The organism is Bacillus sp. CH_70 (assembly GCF_038007045.1).
GTDB lineage: Bacteria > Bacillota > Bacilli > Bacillales > Bacillaceae_G > Bacillus_A > Bacillus_A cereus.
Window position 1 is genome coordinate 1,404,393 of sequence record NZ_JBBOWL010000001.1, and the last position, 18,133, is coordinate 1,422,525.

Consider the following 18,133-nt stretch of genomic DNA (forward strand, 5'->3'; position numbering starts at 1 on the left):
AAGCTAAAGCATTTGTCTAGGCTTAGACGGTAGCTCCGTTATTAGCTAGATCCATTTATGGATCACTGAGGCAAGAGTATTCTTGCAAAGAAGGGTGGTACCGCGAAATCTTTCGTCCCTTCAGCACATAGCTGGAGTGTGGACGTAGGATTTTTTTATTGTATAAAAGTTTGAAAAAGGGGGCTTATAAGAACAATGTCTTCAAAAACGGAAGAGAAACTGGCAACTGGTGCACAGCTATTGTTAGAAGCGCTAGAAAAGGAAGGCGTAAAAGTGATTTTCGGTTATCCGGGTGGTGCCGTTTTACCTCTCTATGATGCACTGTATGATTGTGAAATTCCGCATATTTTAACAAGGCATGAGCAAGGGGCAATTCACGCTGCTGAAGGGTATGCCAGAATTACAGGGAACCCAGGGGTTGTAATTGCAACGAGTGGACCAGGTGCTACAAATGTAATTACGGGTCTAGCGGATGCGATGATTGATTCATTGCCACTTGTTGTATTTACAGGCCAAGTAGCAACAACGTTAATTGGGAGCGATGCTTTTCAAGAGGCGGATATTATGGGACTTACGATGCCAGTGACAAAACATAACTATCAAGTGCGAAAGGCCTCAGATTTACCTCGAATTATTAAAGAAGCATTTCATATTGCTAAAACAGGAAGACCAGGACCAGTCGTTATTGACCTTCCGAAAGATATGGTAGTCGAGAAAGGTGAGCGATGTAGCAATGTACAAATGGATTTACCAGGATATAACCCTAATTATGAACCGAATCTACTTCAAATAAACAAATTACTACAAGCAATTGAAACCGCAAAAAAACCGTTAATTTTAGCTGGAGCAGGTATACTGCATGCGAAAGCTTCGAAAGAATTGACAAGTTTTGCCCGTAAATATGAAATCCCTGTTGTGCATACGTTACTTGGACTTGGTGGTTTTCCGCCAGATGATGGGCTATTTCTAGGGATGGGGGGAATGCACGGTTCTTACACAGCCAATATGGCGTTATATGAATGCGACTTACTCATTAATATAGGTGCGAGATTTGACGATCGTCTTACTGGGAATTTAGCTTTTTTTGCTAAAGGGGCGACTGTTGCACATATCGATATTGATCCAGCAGAAATCGGGAAAAATGTGCCAACAGAGATTCCTATTGTTGCAAGTGCTAAGCAGGCGTTAGAAGTATTGCTTCAATCAGAAGGAAAGAAAGAAAATCATCATGAATGGCTCTCTTTATTAAAGAGTAGAAAAGAAAAGTATCCATTCTCTTATAAACGAAATTCTGAAAGTATTAAACCTCAATACGCGATTGATATGCTATATGAAATCACGAAAGGAGAAGCGATTGTAACAACAGACGTTGGGCAACATCAAATGTGGGCAGCACAATACTATCCGTTGAAAAATCCAGATAAATGGGTAACTTCTGGCGGATTAGGAACGATGGGGTTCGGATTTCCAGCAGCAATCGGTGCGCAAATTGCAAAGCGAGATGAACTAGTTATTGCAATTGTTGGTGATGCTGGGTTTCAAATGACTCTGCAAGAATTAAGTGTATTAAAAGAACACGCTTTACCCGTTAAAGTATTTATTTTAAATAATGAAGCTTTAGGAATGGTAAGACAATGGCAAGATGAATTTTACAATCAAAGATATTCACATTCTTTATTGCCATGCCAACCAGATTTCGTCGCTCTTGCGAATGCGTATGGTATAAAAGGTGTTCGTATTGACGATCCACTTCTTGCAAAGAAGCAAATCCAGCATGCGATCGAATTACAAGAGCCAGTCGTAATCGATTGTCGTGTACTTCAATCAGAGAAGGTTATGCCGATGGTTGCACCAGGAAAAGGTGTTCACCAAATGGAGGGAGTGGAAAAAGGGTGAAGAGAATTGTTACAGCGACAGTTCGAAATCAAAGTGGTGTGTTAAACAGAATTACAGGGGTTATGACACGAAGACATTTTAATATTGAAAGTATTTCAGTAGGTCATACAGAATCATCAGATATATCGCGAATGACGATTGTTGTACATGTTGAAAGTGAACAGCAAGTTGAGCAGTTAATTAAACAACTTCATAAGCAAATCGATGTTCTGAAAGTATCAGATATTACAGAAGAAGCAATGATTGCTAGAGAGCTTGCTCTTATTAAAGTAGCAACTTCTGTAGCGAGGGCAGAATTATATAGTTTAATTGAACCATTTCGAGCCGCTGTAATAGATGTTGGGAAGGATTCCATAGTTGTCCAAGTAACAGGTACGCAAGATAAAGTAGAAGCGTTAATTGAATTACTTCGTCCATACGGTTTAAAAGAAATTGCTAGAACAGGTGTAACAGCATTTACACGTAGTATGAAAAAACAAGATAAGCAAGTTATGTTAATTCAATAATCATTTAAATATAGGGGGAAATGAAAATGACAAAAGTTTATTATGAGAAAGATGTAACAGTAAATGTATTAAAGGAAAAGAAAGTAGCAATCATCGGATATGGCTCGCAAGGTCATGCGCATGCGCAAAATTTACGTGATAACGGATTTGATGTAGTAGTAGGTTTAAGAAAAGGTAAGTCTTGGGATAAAGCGAATGAAGATGGGTTTTCTGTATATACAGTAGCAGAAGCAGCGGAAAAAGCTGATGTAGTAATGATTCTATTACCTGATGAATTACAACCAGAAGTATATGAAGCTGAAATTGCACCAAATTTACAGGCTGGAAACTCTCTCGTGTTCGCACATGGATTTAATGTTCACTTTGATCAAGTAAAACCACCAGCTAATGTAGATGTATTTCTAGTAGCGCCAAAAGGACCGGGGCATCTCGTACGCCGTACGTTCGCCGAGGGAGGGGCTGTTCCTGCATTATTTGCAGTATATCAAGATGCAACAGGAGTTGCGACTGAAAAAGCACTTTCTTATGCTGACGGAATTGGAGCAACGAGAGCTGGTGTATTAGAAACGACGTTTAAAGAAGAAACAGAAACAGATTTATTTGGAGAGCAAGCTGTACTCTGCGGCGGAGTGACTGCACTTGTAAAAGCAGGATTTGAAACGTTAGTTGATGCGGGATACCAGCCTGAACTTGCATATTTTGAATGTTTACATGAACTGAAGCTAATCGTTGACCTTATGTATGAAGGTGGACTTGAAAATATGAGATATTCAGTTTCAGATACAGCGCAGTGGGGAGACTTCGTATCAGGACCACGTGTTGTTACTGAAGATACGAAGAAAGCGATGGGGGCAGTATTAGCAGAAATTCAAGATGGTACATTTGCAAGAGGCTGGATTGCAGAGCATAAAGCAGGAAGACCAAATTTCCACGCGACAAATGAGAAAGAGAATGAACATGAAATCGAAGTAGTAGGACGTAAATTACGTGAAATGATGCCTTTCGTACAGCCGCGAGTAAAGGTAGGGATTAAATAATATGAAGCAGATTTTGTTCATGGATACAACGCTTCGTGATGGCGAACAATCACCAGGAGTAAATTTAAATGAACAAGAGAAGTTACAAATTGCTAGGCAATTAGAGAGGCTTGGTATTCATGTAATGGAAGCTGGATTCGCGGCAGCTTCCGAAGGTGACTTCCAATCGGTAAAACGCATCGCGAATACAATTCAAAATGCTACGGTTATGAGTTTAGCTAGAGCGAAAGAAAGTGACATTCGAAGAGCATATGAAGCTGTGAAAGGTGCTGTATCTCCTCGTCTACACGTATTTCTAGCTACGAGTGATATTCATATGAAATATAAACTTTGTATGTCAAAAGAAGATGTGTTAAATAGTATTCATCGTTCGGTTACGCTTGGAAAATCATTATTTCCGACAGTACAATTTTCTGCAGAAGATGCGACAAGAACATCGAGAGCATTTTTAGCTGAAGCAGTAGAAACTGCGATTCGCGCAGGAGCGAATGTAATTAATATTCCGGATACAGTTGGATATACGAATCCGGAAGAATATTATTCTCTTTTTAGATACTTACAAGAATCCGTTCCATCATATGAAAAAGCGATTTTTTCTTGTCATTGTCACGACGATCTTGGTATGGCAGTAGCAAATTCGTTAGCTGCGGTTGAAGGCGGAGCAGTGCAAGTAGAAGGAACGATTAATGGCATTGGAGAAAGAGCAGGGAATGCAGCGTTAGAAGAAGTTGCGGTTGCTCTTCATATTAGAAAAGATTTTTATAAAGCAGAACCTTCGATGACTTTAAAAGAGATTAAGGCAACGAGTACATTAGTAAGCAGGTTAACGGGTATGGTTGTACCGAAAAATAAAGCAATCGTTGGAGCGAATGCATTTGCTCATGAATCAGGCATCCACCAAGATGGGGTTCTAAAAGAAGTAACAACTTATGAAATTATCGAACCAGCGCTTATAGGAGAATCTCAAAATCTCTTTGTACTTGGGAAACATTCTGGCCGTCATGCGTTTACGGAAAAAATGAAAGAGCTTGGTTATGAATTTACAAATGAAGAGCGAGATGCGGCATTCGAAGCATTTAAAAAATTGGCGGATCGTAAAAAGGAAATTACTGAGGAAGATTTACGCGCAATTATGCTTGGTGAAGCAGCATTTGCAGCCCAGCAATATAACATTACGCAATTACAAGTGCATTTCGTATCAAATAGTACACAATGCGCAACAGTTGTGCTGAAGGATGAGGAAGGAAATGTATATGAAGATGCAGCCACTGGTTCTGGTAGTATTGAAGCGATATACAATGCGATTCAAAGAATTTTAGGATTAGAATGTGAATTGGCAGATTATCGCATACAATCTATTACACAAGGTCAAGATGCACTTGCTCACGTTCATGTTGAATTAAAAGAAGGTAGTCACCAAATATCAGGTTTTGGAGTTGCGCAAGACGTATTGGAAGCGTCGGCGAGAGCTTATGTCCATGCAGCAGGGAAATTAAAATCTCTTATAGCGCTTGTGAAATAAATATTTGATAGGTGAGAGAAGCTTTCCTCACCTATCAAATAAAAGTTCTGAAAATTCAGTTAAAAGGAGTGTTAAAAATGGAAAAACGTATCGTTTGTTTAGCTGGTGATGGTGTTGGTCCAGAAGTTATGGAAAGTGCGAAGGAAGTATTGCATATGGTAGAAAGGCTATATGGACATCATTTTCATTTGCAAGATGAGTACTTTGGTGGTGTTGCTATCGATTTAACTGGGCAACCATTACCACAGCGAACACTTGCCGCCTGTTTAGCGAGTGATGCGGTTTTACTTGGAGCAGTAGGTGGACCAAGGTGGGATAGTGCGAAAGAAAGGCCTGAGAAAGGATTATTAGCATTAAGAAAAGGACTCGGTGTATTTGCGAATGTTCGCCCTGTAACGGTAGAAAGTGCAACTGCACATTTATCACCATTAAAAAATGCTGATGAAATTGATTTCGTTGTCGTTCGTGAATTAACAGGCGGAATTTATTTTTCTTATCCGAAAGAGCGAACGGAAGAAGTGGCGACAGATACACTTACGTATCATCGACATGAAATTGAACGTATCGTTTCGTATGCCTTTCAATTAGCAAATAAGCGGAAGAAAAAAGTAACATCTATTGATAAAGCGAATGTTTTAGAGTCTAGTAAACTATGGAGAAATGTGACAGAAGAAGTAGCACTTCGCTACCCAAATGTGGAAGTAGAACACATTTTAGTAGATGCAGCGGCTATGGAATTAATTCGGAATCCAGGAAGATTTGACGTTATTGTAACGGAAAATTTATTTGGTGATATTTTAAGTGATGAGGCTTCAGTATTAGCTGGATCATTAGGAATGCTTCCATCAGCAAGTCACGCTGAAAAGGGGCCTTCATTATACGAGCCTATTCACGGATCAGCACCGGATATTGCGGGGAAAAATAAGGCGAATCCAATTGCGATGATGCGTTCTGTTGCAATGATGCTTGGGCAATCGTTCGGATTAACGAGAGAAGGATGTGCAATTGAAGAAGCAGTTTCTGCAGTCCTTAAATCTGGAAAATGTACAGCAGATATCGGGGGGACTGAAACGACAACTTCATTTACAAAGGCAGTTATTCAAGAAATGGAAGAGCAAGCGTTAGTAGGGAGAGGAAGATAATGGGGAAAAGGTTACTAGATAAGCTTTGGGAAAGACATGTAGTTGCGACAAATGAAAATGGATTGGATTTATTATATATCGATCTACATCTTGTTCATGAAGTAACGTCACCGCAAGCCTTTGAAGGCTTGCGGCTTACAAATCGAACAGTCCGCAGACCAGATTTAACATTTGCAACGATGGATCATAATATTCCAACGAAAGATGTTTGGAATATTACCGACCGCATTGCGAAGCAGCAACTAGATACACTTCGGGAAAACTGTAAACAATTTCAGGTGCCATTAGCGGATATCGGAGATGAAGAGCAAGGGATCGTTCATGTTATAGGACCAGAACTTGGACTCACACAGCCAGGAAAAACGATTGTTTGTGGTGATAGTCATACAGCAACACACGGTGCTTTTGGCGCACTAGCGTTTGGTATTGGTACGAGTGAAGTGGAACATGTATTGGCAACGCAAACGTTATGGCAACGAAAGCCGAAAGCGATGGGCATTGAGTTAAAAGGAAAGTTACCGCAAGGTGTTTATGCGAAAGATATTATTTTACACCTTCTTTCAAAGTACGGAGTAGCAGTTGGAACAGGTTACGTAATGGAATTTTACGGAGAGACCATTCATGCTATGGATATGGAAGAGAGGATGACGCTTTGCAATATGGCAATTGAAGGGGGAGCAAAGGCTGGCATTATTGCGCCAGATGAAAAAACGGTTGCTTACGTAAAAGGGCGTAAATATGCGCCGAAAGACTATGAATCTATTAAGGAAAAATGGTCAGAACTTTATACAGATTTAGATGCAGCTTATGATTTACATATTCTAGTAGATGTTACGGATTTAGCGCCGTACGTTACGTGGGGAACAAATCCTAGTATGGGTGTTCGGATTGATGAGAAATTGCCAGAAAAGCATGATGCAAATGACGAAAGAGCGTTTTCTTATATGGGGTTGAGTCCTGGACAAAGTACGTATGACATTCCAGTTCAACATGTTTTCATTGGATCTTGTACAAATTCTAGGCTTTCTGATTTAGAAATTGCTGCATCTGTCGTGAAAGGTAAAAAAGTAAAAGAAGGTGTGCGAGCACTTGTTGTACCTGGATCTCAAAGGGTAAGAGAAGCAGCGATGCATAAAGGATTACATCGCATATTTGAAGAAGCTGGATTTGAATGGAGAGAGCCCGGATGCTCAATGTGTCTAGGTATGAATCCAGATCAAGTGCCCGAAGGAGAACATTGTGCCTCTACGTCAAATCGCAATTTTGAAGGAAGACAAGGAAAGGGAGCACGAACGCATTTAGTTAGCCCGGCAATGGCGGCAGCGGCTGCGTTACATGGTCATTTTGTTGATATTAGAAAGGAGAGTTATGATGGAGCCATTTCGTATTCATAAAGGTACTGCCGCAGTACTGATGAATGATAACATTGATACAGATCAAATTATTCCGAAGCAATATTTAAAGAGAATTGAAAGAACTGGGTTTGGGAAGTTTTTATTTGATGAGTGGCGATATGATAATAATCGCCAAGAAAACCCTAATTTCCCGCTTAATGCGCAAGAAAGAAAAGGAGCCAGCATATTAATCACAGGTGATAATTTTGGATGTGGCTCTTCTAGAGAACATGCTCCATGGGCGCTTGCTGATTATGGTTTCCGCGTTATTATCGCTGGAGGATTTGCCGATATCTTTTATATGAATTGTATGAAGAATGGCATGTTACCGATTGTAATGGACAAAGATATGCGTGAACAACTTGCAAAAACAGATGCGAGGGAACAAATCACAGTTGATTTAGAAAATGAAATAATTATAACGAATATGCACAGATTCCATTTTACAATCGAGAAAATGTGGAAAGAGAAGTTATTGAATGGTTTAGATGAAATTAGTGTTACAATGCAATATGAACAAGAAATAAAAGAGTATGAAAGAAAAGTGGCTTTACATTAAAAAAAGTGACGGAATATTAAAAATGTATTTACATTCAAAATTAACTGTTATATACTATGTGAAAATCAGAGGAGAAAGGGAGTAAGTATTATGAATACAATAAAATCTATTACAATGCTTACACAACTACATCATCATACATGAAACCCTTGAACCTAGCGTGAAAACGTGTAGGTACAAGGGTTATTCCCGTTGTACCTACACTCTACTGAAGAGCCTTGTAGGTATTTTGTCTACAAGGCTCTTTTTATTTTCGGCTTAGGTGAATGAAATAGGCATACATTAGAAGGGGAAAGGTGTGAAAATTTAGATGACAAAATGGAAACGGGCGAACCCGAATGGAACGAGAGATTATTTATTCGAAGAATGTACGTTAATTGAAGAAGTGGAGCAAAAATTAAGGCTTACTTTTTTAGAGAGAGGTTATGAGGAAATAAGAACACCTACAATTGAATTTTATGATGTTTTTGCATTTCAAAATAGACCGATAGATGAAGAGAAGATGTATAAATTTTTTGATGAGAAGGGAAGGATTATCGTTTTACGTCCAGATATGACAATTCCTTTAGCAAGAGTGATTGGAACACAGAGATGGGATACGCCACTTAAAGTGACGTATAGCGGGAATGTATTTCGAGCGAATGAATCCCATTCTGGAAAATATAATGAAATCGTACAAAGTGGTATTGAAGTTATCGGGATTGATAATGTAAGAGCTGAAATTGAATGTGTAATAAGTGTCATTCAAGCACTTCAAAAGTTGAAGGTGCAATCTTTTACAATTGAGATTGGGCAAGTACAGTTATATAAATGTATTGTAAAAAAGCTCTCCATCCATGATGAAGAAGAAAGGGTACTTAGAACGTATATAGAAAGTAAAAATTATGCTGCCCTCTCAAATTTTATCGGAGAAAAGAAATTAGATCGATGCGATGAGACAGTAAGATTACTTGAGAAATTACCAAGGCTATTTGGAAATTTAGAAGTTATTGAGGAGGCAGAAAAGCTTGCTTCAAGTAATGAAATGAAAATGGCAATTGCAAGAGTAAAAGAAATGTATGAAACAATTGAAACGTTAGGATATGGTTCTTACATATCAATTGATTTGGGCATGATTCAACACTTAGATTACTATACAGGTGTTATTTTCAAAGGATATATATATGAAATTGGAGAAGAAATCGTTAGTGGCGGAAGATACGATGAGCTAATTGGGAATTTTGGAGAAATGCTGCCAGCTGTTGGACTCGCGGTACAAGTAAATCAAATTGTGAAGGCCCTGCAAGAGCAGCAAGAACCATATGAACGAAATCAAATTGATATTGTGATTCATTATGAGTTAAATAGATTAGCGGAAGCAGAAAGGTTACGAAATTTACTTCGAAAGGATGGGAAAAATGCTTGGTTATCTCTATTCTCTAATTTAAGCGATACCTTTCAATTTGCAAGAAAAAATAAAATAGGAACGGTCGTTGAGGCAAAGAATGAATATTTAGTGGAATATGTATGGAATGAGAAATGGGTAGTCCAGAAAGAAGGAGAGGCTTCATGCGTAACATTCAAATTGCGTTAACGAAAGGAAGGTTAGAAAAACATGTCATTCCACTTTTTGAGCAGATTGGAATTGATTGTTCCGATCTCAAAAATAAAGGTCGGAAGCTTGTATTTCAAAGTAAAAATACAAATGTTTCATTTATTTTAGTAAAAGCGGTTGATGTTGCTACTTATGTAGAACATGGGGTAGCTGATATTGGGATCGTTGGAAAAGATATTTTAATGGAAAACGAGAAAGATATTTATGAAATGCTGGATTTAGGAGTGGGGATTTGTAAGTTTTGTGTTGCTTCTATTCCTACGTATAATCCGAAGAGTTACCGGAAGAAAAGAATTGCTACGAAATACCCGCATATTACTTCTACTTATTTTCATGATAAGGGAGAGGATGTAGAAATAATTAAAATAGAAGGTTCTGTAGAAATCGCTCCTCTTCTTGGATTGGCAGATGCGATTGTAGATATTGTTGAAACAGGAAAAACATTACAAGAGAATGGACTTATTGTATTTGAGGAAATGCACTCTATATCGGCTCGGATGATTGTAAATAAGGCAGCCTTAAAAACTAAAAAAGACGAAATATTCAGTATTATAAATATGATGGAGCAAGAAATCTTATCAGGGAAATAGGAGGACTTAAAATGAAAATCATTTATGAAGACTTTAAGGAGGCATTATCTAAAGTAAAAGTGCTAAGAGAAAACGCTAATATAATAGAAGAAACTGTTCAAAGAAGTGTAAGAGAAATCATTAGAAATGTAAGGGAAGGGAAAGATGAAGCTTTATCTTTCTATACCAAAAAGTTTGATGATGTAGAGATGAAAGATTTTCGTGTAAGTGAAGAAGAAATACAGCAAGCGAGTATGTTTGTAGAGAATTCATTTTTAGAAGCTTTAAAAGAGGCGAAGAAAAACATTGTTTCGTATCACGAAAAGCAAAAGAAGCACTCAATATTCGATTGTGAAAGTAAAGGCATAATTAGAGGGCAACTCATTCGGCCGTTAGAAAATGTAGGTGTATATGTACCGGGTGGGACAGCCTCATATCCTTCTTCAGTATTAATGAATGTATTGCCGGCGAAACTCGCAGGTGTGAAAAAGATTGTAATGGTAACACCGCCGAGGAAAGGAGGAATTGATCCGCATATATTAGCTGCTGCAAATCTTGCGGGAGTAGATGAAATTTATACGATAGGTGGCGCGCAAGCAATTGCTGCTTTAGCATACGGGACGGAATCGATTCCGAAAGTGGATAAAATAGTTGGACCGGGAAATTTGTATGTCGCTCTAGCGAAGCGAGAAGTATACGGAATAGTAAATATCGATATGATTGCTGGTCCATCAGAAATTGTAGTTGTCGCGGATGAAACAGGTAATGCAAAATATATCGCAGCGGATTTATTATCGCAAGCAGAGCATGATGAGAGAGCAACGGCGATTTGTATTACAACGAATATGGAACTAGCTAAAGAAGTAGAAAACGAGATAGAAAGACAGTTAGAAATGTTACCAAGAAGTGAAATTGCACGTGAATCAATAAATAGAAATGGAGCCATCTTTATCGTTCCTTCTTTAGAGGAGGCACTAAAGTTATCAAATGAAATTGCTCCAGAACATTTAGAGTTACATATAAAAGAACCGATGAATGCTCTAGATTATGTGAAACATGCAGGTTCTATTTTCCTTGGGTCATATGCACCTGAACCGCTCGGGGATTATTTAGCGGGACCGAATCATGTATTACCAACGAGCGGAACGGCAAGATTTTTTTCTCCGTTATCAGTCGATGATTTCGTGAAAAAATCAAGTTTTATTTCTTATACGGAGGAAGCATTAAAAAATGTACAGCATCACATTGTAGAGCTTGCAAATAAAGAAGGGTTACATGCACATGCGAGAGCAATCCAAATAAGGTTTGAGGAGGAAAAATAATGCGTCAGTCCAGTCAAGTACGTGAGACGACAGAAACAAAAATTAAATTAAATTTGCAGCTTGATGAAAGTACAAATGTATCTATTCAAACAGGGGTTGGTTTTTTCGATCATATGCTTACTTTATTTGCTAGACATGGAAGATTTGGATTGCAAGTTGAAGCAGAAGGGGATGCATTTGTCGATGCACATCACACCGTTGAAGATGTTGGAATTGTACTCGGAAATTGCTTGAAAGAAGCATTGCAAAACAAAGAGGGAATTAATCGTTACGGTTCAGCGTACGTACCGATGGATGAATCTTTAGGATTTGTCGCAATTGATATAAGTGGACGCTCATATTGTGTATTTCAAGGGGAATTAACAAATCCGAAGCTTGGGGATTTTGATACAGAATTGACGGAAGAATTTTTTAGAGCAGTTGCACATGCTGCCAATATTACATTACATGCGCGCGTTCTATACGGAAGTAATACGCATCACAAAATTGAAGCAGTATTTAAAGCTTTTGGTAGAGCGCTTAGAGAAGCGGTCGAAAAAAATGCCAACATTACTGGTGTAAATTCAACGAAAGGGATGTTGTAATTGATTGCCATTATAGATTATGGAATGGGGAATATTCGCAGTGTAGAGCAAGCGTTAAAATATATTGGGGCAGAGTACATTGTAACGAGTGATAAAGAAGAGATATTGAGAAGCGATGGCGTGATTTTACCGGGAGTAGGTGCATTTCCGAAAGCGATGGACGTATTAGAAGAAAGAGATTTAGTGTGTGTACTAAAAGAGGTTTGTGATATAGGAAAACCTCTCCTCGGTATATGTTTGGGCATGCAGCTTTTATTTGAACGAAGTGAGGAACTAAAAGATTGTAGCGGGTTAGGTTTACTACCAGGGGAAATTCGTAAGTTAAAAGTTTCGTATAAAATTCCTCATATGGGATGGAATGAATTAAGGAAGGAAAGAGAATTTCCGCTTTGGAATGGATTAGTGGATGGTTCTTTCGTTTATTATGTTCACTCATATTACGCGGATTGTCCAGATGAAATTGTATGCGGAGTAAGTGATTATGGAATGCAAGTACCAGGGTTTGTAGCGAAAGGAAATGTATTTGGTGCACAGTTTCATCCAGAAAAAAGTGGTGAAATTGGCATGCAAATATTAAAAAATTTTCAAGGGGTGGTAGAAGCATGGAAATCTTCCCAGCTATCGATTTAAAAGAAGGACGATGCGTTAGACTTTATCAAGGAGAGTTTAGTAAAGAAACGGTGATGAATGAAGATCCGGTAGCGCAGGCAATCATATTTGAAAAGCTTGGAGCGGAAATACTACACATTGTTGATTTAGACGGTGCAATTGCTGGCGAGTCGTTAAATTTGCCCGTCATTGAAAAAATCTGTAAGGCGGTACGTATTCCTGTGCAAGTGGGAGGAGGAATTCGTTCACTTGTAGCGGTGGAGAAGTTATTGTCAGTAGGTGTAGAAAAAGTGATTTTAGGAACAGCAGCTCTTTATGATAAGTCATTTTTAGAGGAAGCAGTTCGTCTATATAAAGAGAAAATCATTGTTGGAATTGATGCGAAAAATGGCTTCGTAGCAACGAGAGGTTGGCTTGATCTGTCTGAAATTTCTTATATTAGTTTAGCGAAACAAATGGAAAGTTTAGATGTTCAAACGATTGTGTTTACAGACATTTCGAAAGACGGGACGCTTGCAGGGCCAAATTTTGAACAATTGGCGTTACTTCAAAAAAGTGTGGGCATTCGTCTCATTGCCTCTGGAGGAGTGGCATCTATTCAAGATGTGAAAAAGTTAAATGATATGAATATATATGGTGTCATAATTGGAAAGGCGCTTTACGAGAAAACGATTGATTTAGAAGAAGTGTTACAGGTAACGAAGTTATGTTAGCGAAACGAATTATTCCATGTCTAGATGTGAAAGAAGGGCGAGTCGTAAAGGGTGTAAATTTTATAGGATTACAAGATGTCGGTGATCCGGTTGAAATAGCTGAAGCATATAACGTGGCAGGGGCAGATGAAATCGTATTTTTAGATATTACAGCGACTCATGAAGGAAGAAAAACGATTATAGATGTTGTAGAAAAAACAGCAGCTAAAGTATTTATTCCTCTTACGGTTGGCGGGGGGATTTCAAGTGTGAAAGATATGTACAATTTACTAAGAGCTGGAGCAGACAAAGTTTCAATAAACTCAGCGGCAGTGCGAAATCCGAAGCTAATCGAAGAGGGCGCAGAACACTTTGGATCACAATGTATTGTCGTGGCAATTGACGCTAGAAAAGTAGCAGAAGATAAATGGAACGTATACGTCAACGGCGGAAGAGTTGACACAGGAATGGATGCCATAGAATGGGCGAAGCGTGTTGTTAAGCTCGGGGCGGGTGAAATTTTGTTAACGAGTATGGATGCAGATGGAACGAAAAGTGGATATGATCTTCGTTTAACAGAAGAAATTTCAAAAAGTGTTTCCATTCCAGTCATCGCATCAGGAGGCTGTGGTCATACGGATCACATTATAGAAGTTTTTCAAAAGACAACAGTTGATGCAGCATTAGCGGCATCCATCTTTCATTATGGTGAGGCGACAGTGCAGAGTGTAAAGCGAAAATTAAGAGATGCAAATGTTGAGGTGCGGTTATGAAACCTAATTTTTCAAAAGGATTAATACCGACAATTGTCATCGAAGAAGGTACGAAAGAAGTTTTAATGCTAGCTTATATGAATGAAGAAGCATATGAAAAAACGTTAGAGACGAAAAGAACATGGTTTTACTCTCGTTCGAGGCAGTCGTTATGGAATAAGGGAGAAACATCAGGGAATGTTCAATATGTGCAATCTCTATACTTAGATTGTGATCAAGATTCAATTGTTGTGAATGTGAAACAAGTAGGACCTGCTTGTCATACGGGGGAGAAGACATGTTTTCACTATCAAATTATATAGGGGGATACATATGGAAAATGCCTTTAAGTTGCTGTATAAAACAATTGAAGAACGAAAGGAAAGCCCACTTCCTGAATCGTATACAAATTATTTATTTTCAAAAGGAGAAGATAAAATTTTAAAGAAAATTGGTGAAGAGTGTGCTGAAGTAATTATCGCATGTAAAAATAATGATAAAGAAGAAGTAGTGAAAGAAATGGTTGATGTATTTTATCACTGTTTCGTTTTATTAGCTGAAAAAAATATCGCATTGGAAGATGTCATGCGAGAGGTGAAAGAACGAAATGGAAAGCTTTCGAGAGTTGGGGATAGAAGGGAAATAGATACATTATAAGGGGGAATGTATATGAAAGTAGATTATCATCTTCACTTAGAAGAAGGACCGTATTCAATAGGATGGCTTGCTAAAATAAATGAAGCGTTGGAATGTTATGAACCGCTTCAAGAAAGGCATTCTATGGATTGGCTTATGAAAACACAAGAGCGTTTGCAAAAACGTGTGAAGGAAGGGCCATTTACAACAGAATGGATAGATCTATATTTAGAAGAAGCTGTGCGAAAAGGAATAAAAGAAGTGGGAATTGTTGATCATCTATATCGTTTTCATGAAGCGAAAGGATATTATGAAAAATATGTAGATATTAGTGATTCTAAGCTCGGTCGTATACAGAAAGAATGGTTAGATCAAGTAAGGGTAGTTTCACTGTATGATTTTACAAAGGCAATTGAAGAGGCGAAAGAACGATGGAGTAAAAGAGGTGTCACACTTAAACTTGGAATTGAAGCGGATTATTTTATTGGTTGTGAAGGAGAGTTAAAAGAATTATTAGCGCTAGGAGACTTTGACTATGTAATTGGCTCCGTTCATTTTCTAAATGGCTGGGGATTTGATAATCCAGATACGAAAGAATATTTTGAGGTGCATGACCTACGCGCATTATACGATACGTTTTTTAAAACAGTTGAGAGTGCGATTCGTACCGAGTTATTTGATATTATCGCTCATCTAGATAATATAAAGGTATTTAATTATCGATTGGATGAGAATGAACAGCTTTCTTATTATGAGGAAATTGCCTGTGCGTTAGTAGAAACGAATACGGCAACAGAAATAAATGCAGGATTGTACTATCGTTATCCTGTTCGTGAAATGTGCCCAAGTCCACTATATTTACAAGTATTAGCTAAGTATGGTGTTCCAATTACGATTTCTTCGGATGCCCATTATCCAAATGATTTAGGGAACTATGTACAAGAGAATGTACAAACATTACGAGCGCACGGTGTTACTCAGGTTGCAACATTTACGAAGCGAGCAAGAGTAATGAGGTCGCTTGAAGAAGAAGTAACAAATTCAAAATGAAACGCAATTTTTTGATGAAAACCACCCTTTTTGTTCAAAATAAGAAAGAATGAAAAGGAGGGTAAGAAATGGCGAAACAACAAAATAAACAAAATGTACAAGTTGCACAGCAACAAGCTTATACTTCTGAAACGAATGCTGCATCTCAATCGGTTATTGAGGAGCAAATTAGCGATACGGTTGCAGAAGGAACTATTGATGTGAAGCTCGGAAAAGAATCGCAGGAAAAAGCGTAAGAAGAGGGGAGAGTTGCATCTCCTCTTTTTTCATGGAAAAGTGTCGATTTTCAAAACTATAATCAAATTCCTTGGTTTTTATATGTGGATTTCTTACAATGAAATATAAGAGATATCTTATTTTCTATAGAAGAGGTGTTAGTAGTGGCAAAAATATTAGTAGCGGGAAAAATTTCGGAAATTGGATTAGAACTATTAAAAGATCATGATGTAGAAATGTACGATAAAGAGGAATTAATTTCTATAGATGAATTAACAGAGCGTGTAAAAGATAAAGATGCATTGTTAAGTTTACTTTCGACAAAGGTGCCAAAAGAAGTTATTGATGCAGCGTCTCATTTAAAGATTGTTGCAAACTATGGTGCTGGTTACGACAATATTGATTACACGTATGCGGGTGAAAAAGGAATTGCAGTTACGAATACACCGAAAGTATCAACGGAAGCGACTGCAGAATTAACATTTGCACTTCTTTTAGCAGCGGCGCGTAGAATTCCTGAAGGGGATACGTTATGTCGTACGACTGGATTTAACGGATGGGCACCGTTATTTTTCTTAGGACGAGAAGTCCACGGTAAGACAATCGGAATTATTGGTCTTGGAGAAATCGGGAAGGCTGTTGCAAAACGTGCGAAAGCATTTGGAATGGATGTTTTATATACAGGGCCAAATCGTAAGTTTGAAGCTGAAAGTGAACTGGGAGCAACGTATGTGACGTTGGAAAAATTATTACAAACAGCAGATTTTATTACAATTAACTGTGCTTATAATCCGAAATTACATCATATGATTGATGAAGAGCAGTTTAAAATGATGAAGAAAACAGCGTATATTGTAAATGCTTCACGTGGACCAATTATGAATGAAGCAGCACTTGCTCATGCATTAAAAACGAATGAAATTGAAGGGGCAGCTCTTGATGTGTTTGAATTTGAACCGAAAATTACAGAAGAGCTAAAAGAGTTAAAGAATGTAGTACTTGCTCCACACGTAGGGAATGCAACGTTTGAAACTCGTGATGCGATGGCTGAAATGGCTGTCAGAAATATTTTAGCTGTATTAAACGGCGAAGAGCCAGTAACACCTGTAAATCAAAAGGTATTAGTCACAAAATAAAAAGAAACCTTCCGGACTCGGAAGGTTTTCTTATTTTTCTTTATTCGCTTTTTTAGACGGTCTTTGTCTAATGAATTGAGATAACATGTACAAAATATATAGTGGAATGGCAATGAATAAGAAAACAGAAAAATTGCCAAATCCTGTTTGATACATTGTAATAATGATTCCAACTAAAAATAGTGTAATAATGATGCTATATCGTGGAATTGGTACATCTTTTAAACTTGGGATACGAATGCGGCTCACCATTAAAAATGCGAACGTTACAAATACGGTAATAAGAACGATTTTTGGAATGGTATGTGAAAATAATGTTAAGAAAGCAACAAGCCCTCCCGCTGCTGTAATCGGTACTCCAGTGAAATATTTCATTGAAGTAGAAGATGGTGTTACATTAAATCGTGCTAAACGATATGCTCCGAAAAGAGGGAATAATCCCGCTATGTATAATCCGATGATTCCGTAGTTTGAGAAAGATGTGTAATACATTAAAACAGCAGGTGCTGCACCAAATGTTACGACATCTGCAAGCGAGTCGAGCTCTTTTCCCATTTGTGAATCAACACGTAATAAACGAGCAACACGACCATCAAGACTATCTAACATCATCCCGATAAGTACTAAAATAGCAGCTGATTTATAATATCCTAAAGATGCATAGCCGATTGATAAAAATCCGCTATATAAATTTCCGAGCGTAAATAAGTTTGGAATAGCTGCTCTATACAAAATCTGATCCCTTGCTTTCTGTAATAAATTCTTAATTAGTGTATGAAAGTTTACTTATTTTATCATACCATAAATTTATTCCTCATACGAAAGAAATTACCAATTTGTGAAAGATTTCATAGAAGGATGATTTAAAAATTAAGTGAAAATAAAAAGAGGAAGCAACTTGTATAAAGTTGCTTCCT

Annotated in this window: 20 protein-coding genes and 1 other annotated feature (1 of these 21 running past the window's edge); of the genes, 19 read left to right on the forward strand and 1 reads right to left on the reverse strand. The window is 37.9% G+C overall.

Going from position 1 to position 18,133, the window contains the following annotated elements:
- Positions 1–123, forward strand: a binding site (T-box leader) (it extends 105 nt beyond the left edge of the window).
- Positions 124–195: 72 nt separating this feature from the next.
- The 19 genes from ilvB (at position 196) to N2V79_RS07330 (ending at position 17,216) form a co-directional block, all read left to right on the forward strand.
- Positions 196–1,896 (forward strand): acetolactate synthase large subunit, encoded by a 1,701-nt coding sequence (gene ilvB / locus N2V79_RS07240; protein ID WP_053564920.1) that lies wholly within the window; start codon positions 196–198, stop codon positions 1,894–1,896.
- Positions 1,893–2,402 carry an acetolactate synthase small subunit gene (gene ilvN / locus N2V79_RS07245; RefSeq protein ID WP_000822952.1) on the forward strand — a complete coding sequence of 170 codons (510 nt, stop codon included), beginning with the start codon at positions 1,893–1,895 and terminating at the stop codon, positions 2,400–2,402. Before ilvB ends, ilvN begins: the two co-directional genes overlap by 4 nt.
- Before the next feature lie 26 nt (positions 2,403–2,428).
- On the forward strand, positions 2,429–3,439 hold the full coding sequence (gene ilvC / locus N2V79_RS07250) for a ketol-acid reductoisomerase (RefSeq protein WP_340719749.1): 1,011 nt from the start codon (positions 2,429–2,431) through the stop codon (positions 3,437–3,439).
- A gap of 1 nt (position 3,440) precedes the next feature.
- Positions 3,441–4,961: a 2-isopropylmalate synthase gene (gene leuA / locus N2V79_RS07255; RefSeq protein WP_000809597.1), complete on the forward strand. Its 1,521-nt coding sequence runs from the start codon at positions 3,441–3,443 to the stop codon at positions 4,959–4,961.
- Between the two features lie 77 nt (positions 4,962–5,038).
- A complete protein-coding gene (leuB, locus tag N2V79_RS07260; protein ID WP_053564917.1) occupies positions 5,039–6,103 on the forward strand; it encodes a 3-isopropylmalate dehydrogenase in 1,065 nt (354 codons plus the stop codon).
- The gene (leuC, locus tag N2V79_RS07265) at positions 6,103–7,497 is read left to right on the forward strand and encodes a 3-isopropylmalate dehydratase large subunit (RefSeq protein ID WP_064531914.1); all 1,395 of its coding nucleotides are present in this window, start codon (positions 6,103–6,105) and stop codon (positions 7,495–7,497) included. Before leuB ends, leuC begins: the two co-directional genes overlap by 1 nt.
- The gene (leuD, locus tag N2V79_RS07270; protein WP_340719750.1) at positions 7,475–8,056 is read left to right on the forward strand and encodes a 3-isopropylmalate dehydratase small subunit; all 582 of its coding nucleotides are present in this window, start codon (positions 7,475–7,477) and stop codon (positions 8,054–8,056) included. The genes leuC and leuD overlap by 23 nt, the downstream gene beginning before the upstream one ends.
- Before the next feature lie 310 nt (positions 8,057–8,366).
- Positions 8,367–9,629 (forward strand): ATP phosphoribosyltransferase regulatory subunit, encoded by a 1,263-nt coding sequence (locus tag N2V79_RS07275; RefSeq protein ID WP_000170292.1) that lies wholly within the window; start codon positions 8,367–8,369, stop codon positions 9,627–9,629.
- Complete coding sequence (hisG, locus tag N2V79_RS07280) at positions 9,605–10,240, forward strand: ATP phosphoribosyltransferase (protein WP_029441809.1); 636 nt, start codon at positions 9,605–9,607, stop codon at positions 10,238–10,240. Before N2V79_RS07275 ends, hisG begins: the two co-directional genes overlap by 25 nt.
- Before the next feature lie 11 nt (positions 10,241–10,251).
- Entirely contained in the window at positions 10,252–11,541 is a 1,290-nt protein-coding gene (hisD, locus tag N2V79_RS07285) for a histidinol dehydrogenase (RefSeq protein WP_069355296.1), read from the forward strand.
- Entirely contained in the window at positions 11,541–12,125 is a 585-nt protein-coding gene (gene hisB, locus N2V79_RS07290; protein ID WP_053564914.1) for an imidazoleglycerol-phosphate dehydratase HisB, read from the forward strand. Before hisD ends, hisB begins: the two co-directional genes overlap by 1 nt.
- Positions 12,126–12,755 carry an imidazole glycerol phosphate synthase subunit HisH gene (hisH, locus tag N2V79_RS07295; RefSeq protein ID WP_053564913.1) on the forward strand — a complete coding sequence of 210 codons (630 nt, stop codon included), beginning with the start codon at positions 12,126–12,128 and terminating at the stop codon, positions 12,753–12,755.
- On the forward strand, positions 12,728–13,447 hold the full coding sequence (gene hisA, locus N2V79_RS07300; protein WP_000402295.1) for a 1-(5-phosphoribosyl)-5-[(5-phosphoribosylamino)methylideneamino]imidazole-4-carboxamide isomerase: 720 nt from the start codon (positions 12,728–12,730) through the stop codon (positions 13,445–13,447). The genes hisH and hisA overlap by 28 nt, the downstream gene beginning before the upstream one ends.
- The gene (hisF, locus tag N2V79_RS07305; RefSeq protein ID WP_023521478.1) at positions 13,441–14,199 is read left to right on the forward strand and encodes an imidazoleglycerol phosphate synthase cyclase subunit; all 759 of its coding nucleotides are present in this window, start codon (positions 13,441–13,443) and stop codon (positions 14,197–14,199) included. The genes hisA and hisF overlap by 7 nt, the downstream gene beginning before the upstream one ends.
- Entirely contained in the window at positions 14,196–14,501 is a 306-nt protein-coding gene (gene hisI, locus N2V79_RS07310; protein WP_069355298.1) for a phosphoribosyl-AMP cyclohydrolase, read from the forward strand. Before hisF ends, hisI begins: the two co-directional genes overlap by 4 nt.
- Before the next feature lie 10 nt (positions 14,502–14,511).
- Complete coding sequence (gene hisE, locus N2V79_RS07315) at positions 14,512–14,835, forward strand: phosphoribosyl-ATP diphosphatase (protein ID WP_000426355.1); 324 nt, start codon at positions 14,512–14,514, stop codon at positions 14,833–14,835.
- Between the two features lie 12 nt (positions 14,836–14,847).
- Positions 14,848–15,864: a histidinol phosphate phosphatase domain-containing protein gene (locus N2V79_RS07320; protein WP_000861843.1), complete on the forward strand. Its 1,017-nt coding sequence runs from the start codon at positions 14,848–14,850 to the stop codon at positions 15,862–15,864.
- 68 nt (positions 15,865–15,932) lie between these two features.
- The gene (locus N2V79_RS07325; RefSeq protein WP_001118893.1) at positions 15,933–16,100 is read left to right on the forward strand and encodes a DUF4025 domain-containing protein; all 168 of its coding nucleotides are present in this window, start codon (positions 15,933–15,935) and stop codon (positions 16,098–16,100) included.
- A 144-nt stretch (positions 16,101–16,244) separates the two neighbouring features.
- On the forward strand, positions 16,245–17,216 hold the full coding sequence (locus N2V79_RS07330) for an NAD(P)-dependent oxidoreductase (protein ID WP_340719751.1): 972 nt from the start codon (positions 16,245–16,247) through the stop codon (positions 17,214–17,216).
- 30 nt (positions 17,217–17,246) lie between these two features.
- Here the strand turns inward: N2V79_RS07330 and pssA are convergent, their stop codons facing one another.
- On the reverse strand, positions 17,247–17,948 hold the full coding sequence (pssA, locus tag N2V79_RS07335; RefSeq protein WP_000285417.1) for a CDP-diacylglycerol--serine O-phosphatidyltransferase: 702 nt from the start codon (positions 17,946–17,948) through the stop codon (positions 17,247–17,249).
- Positions 17,949–18,133: the final 185 nt, after the last annotated feature.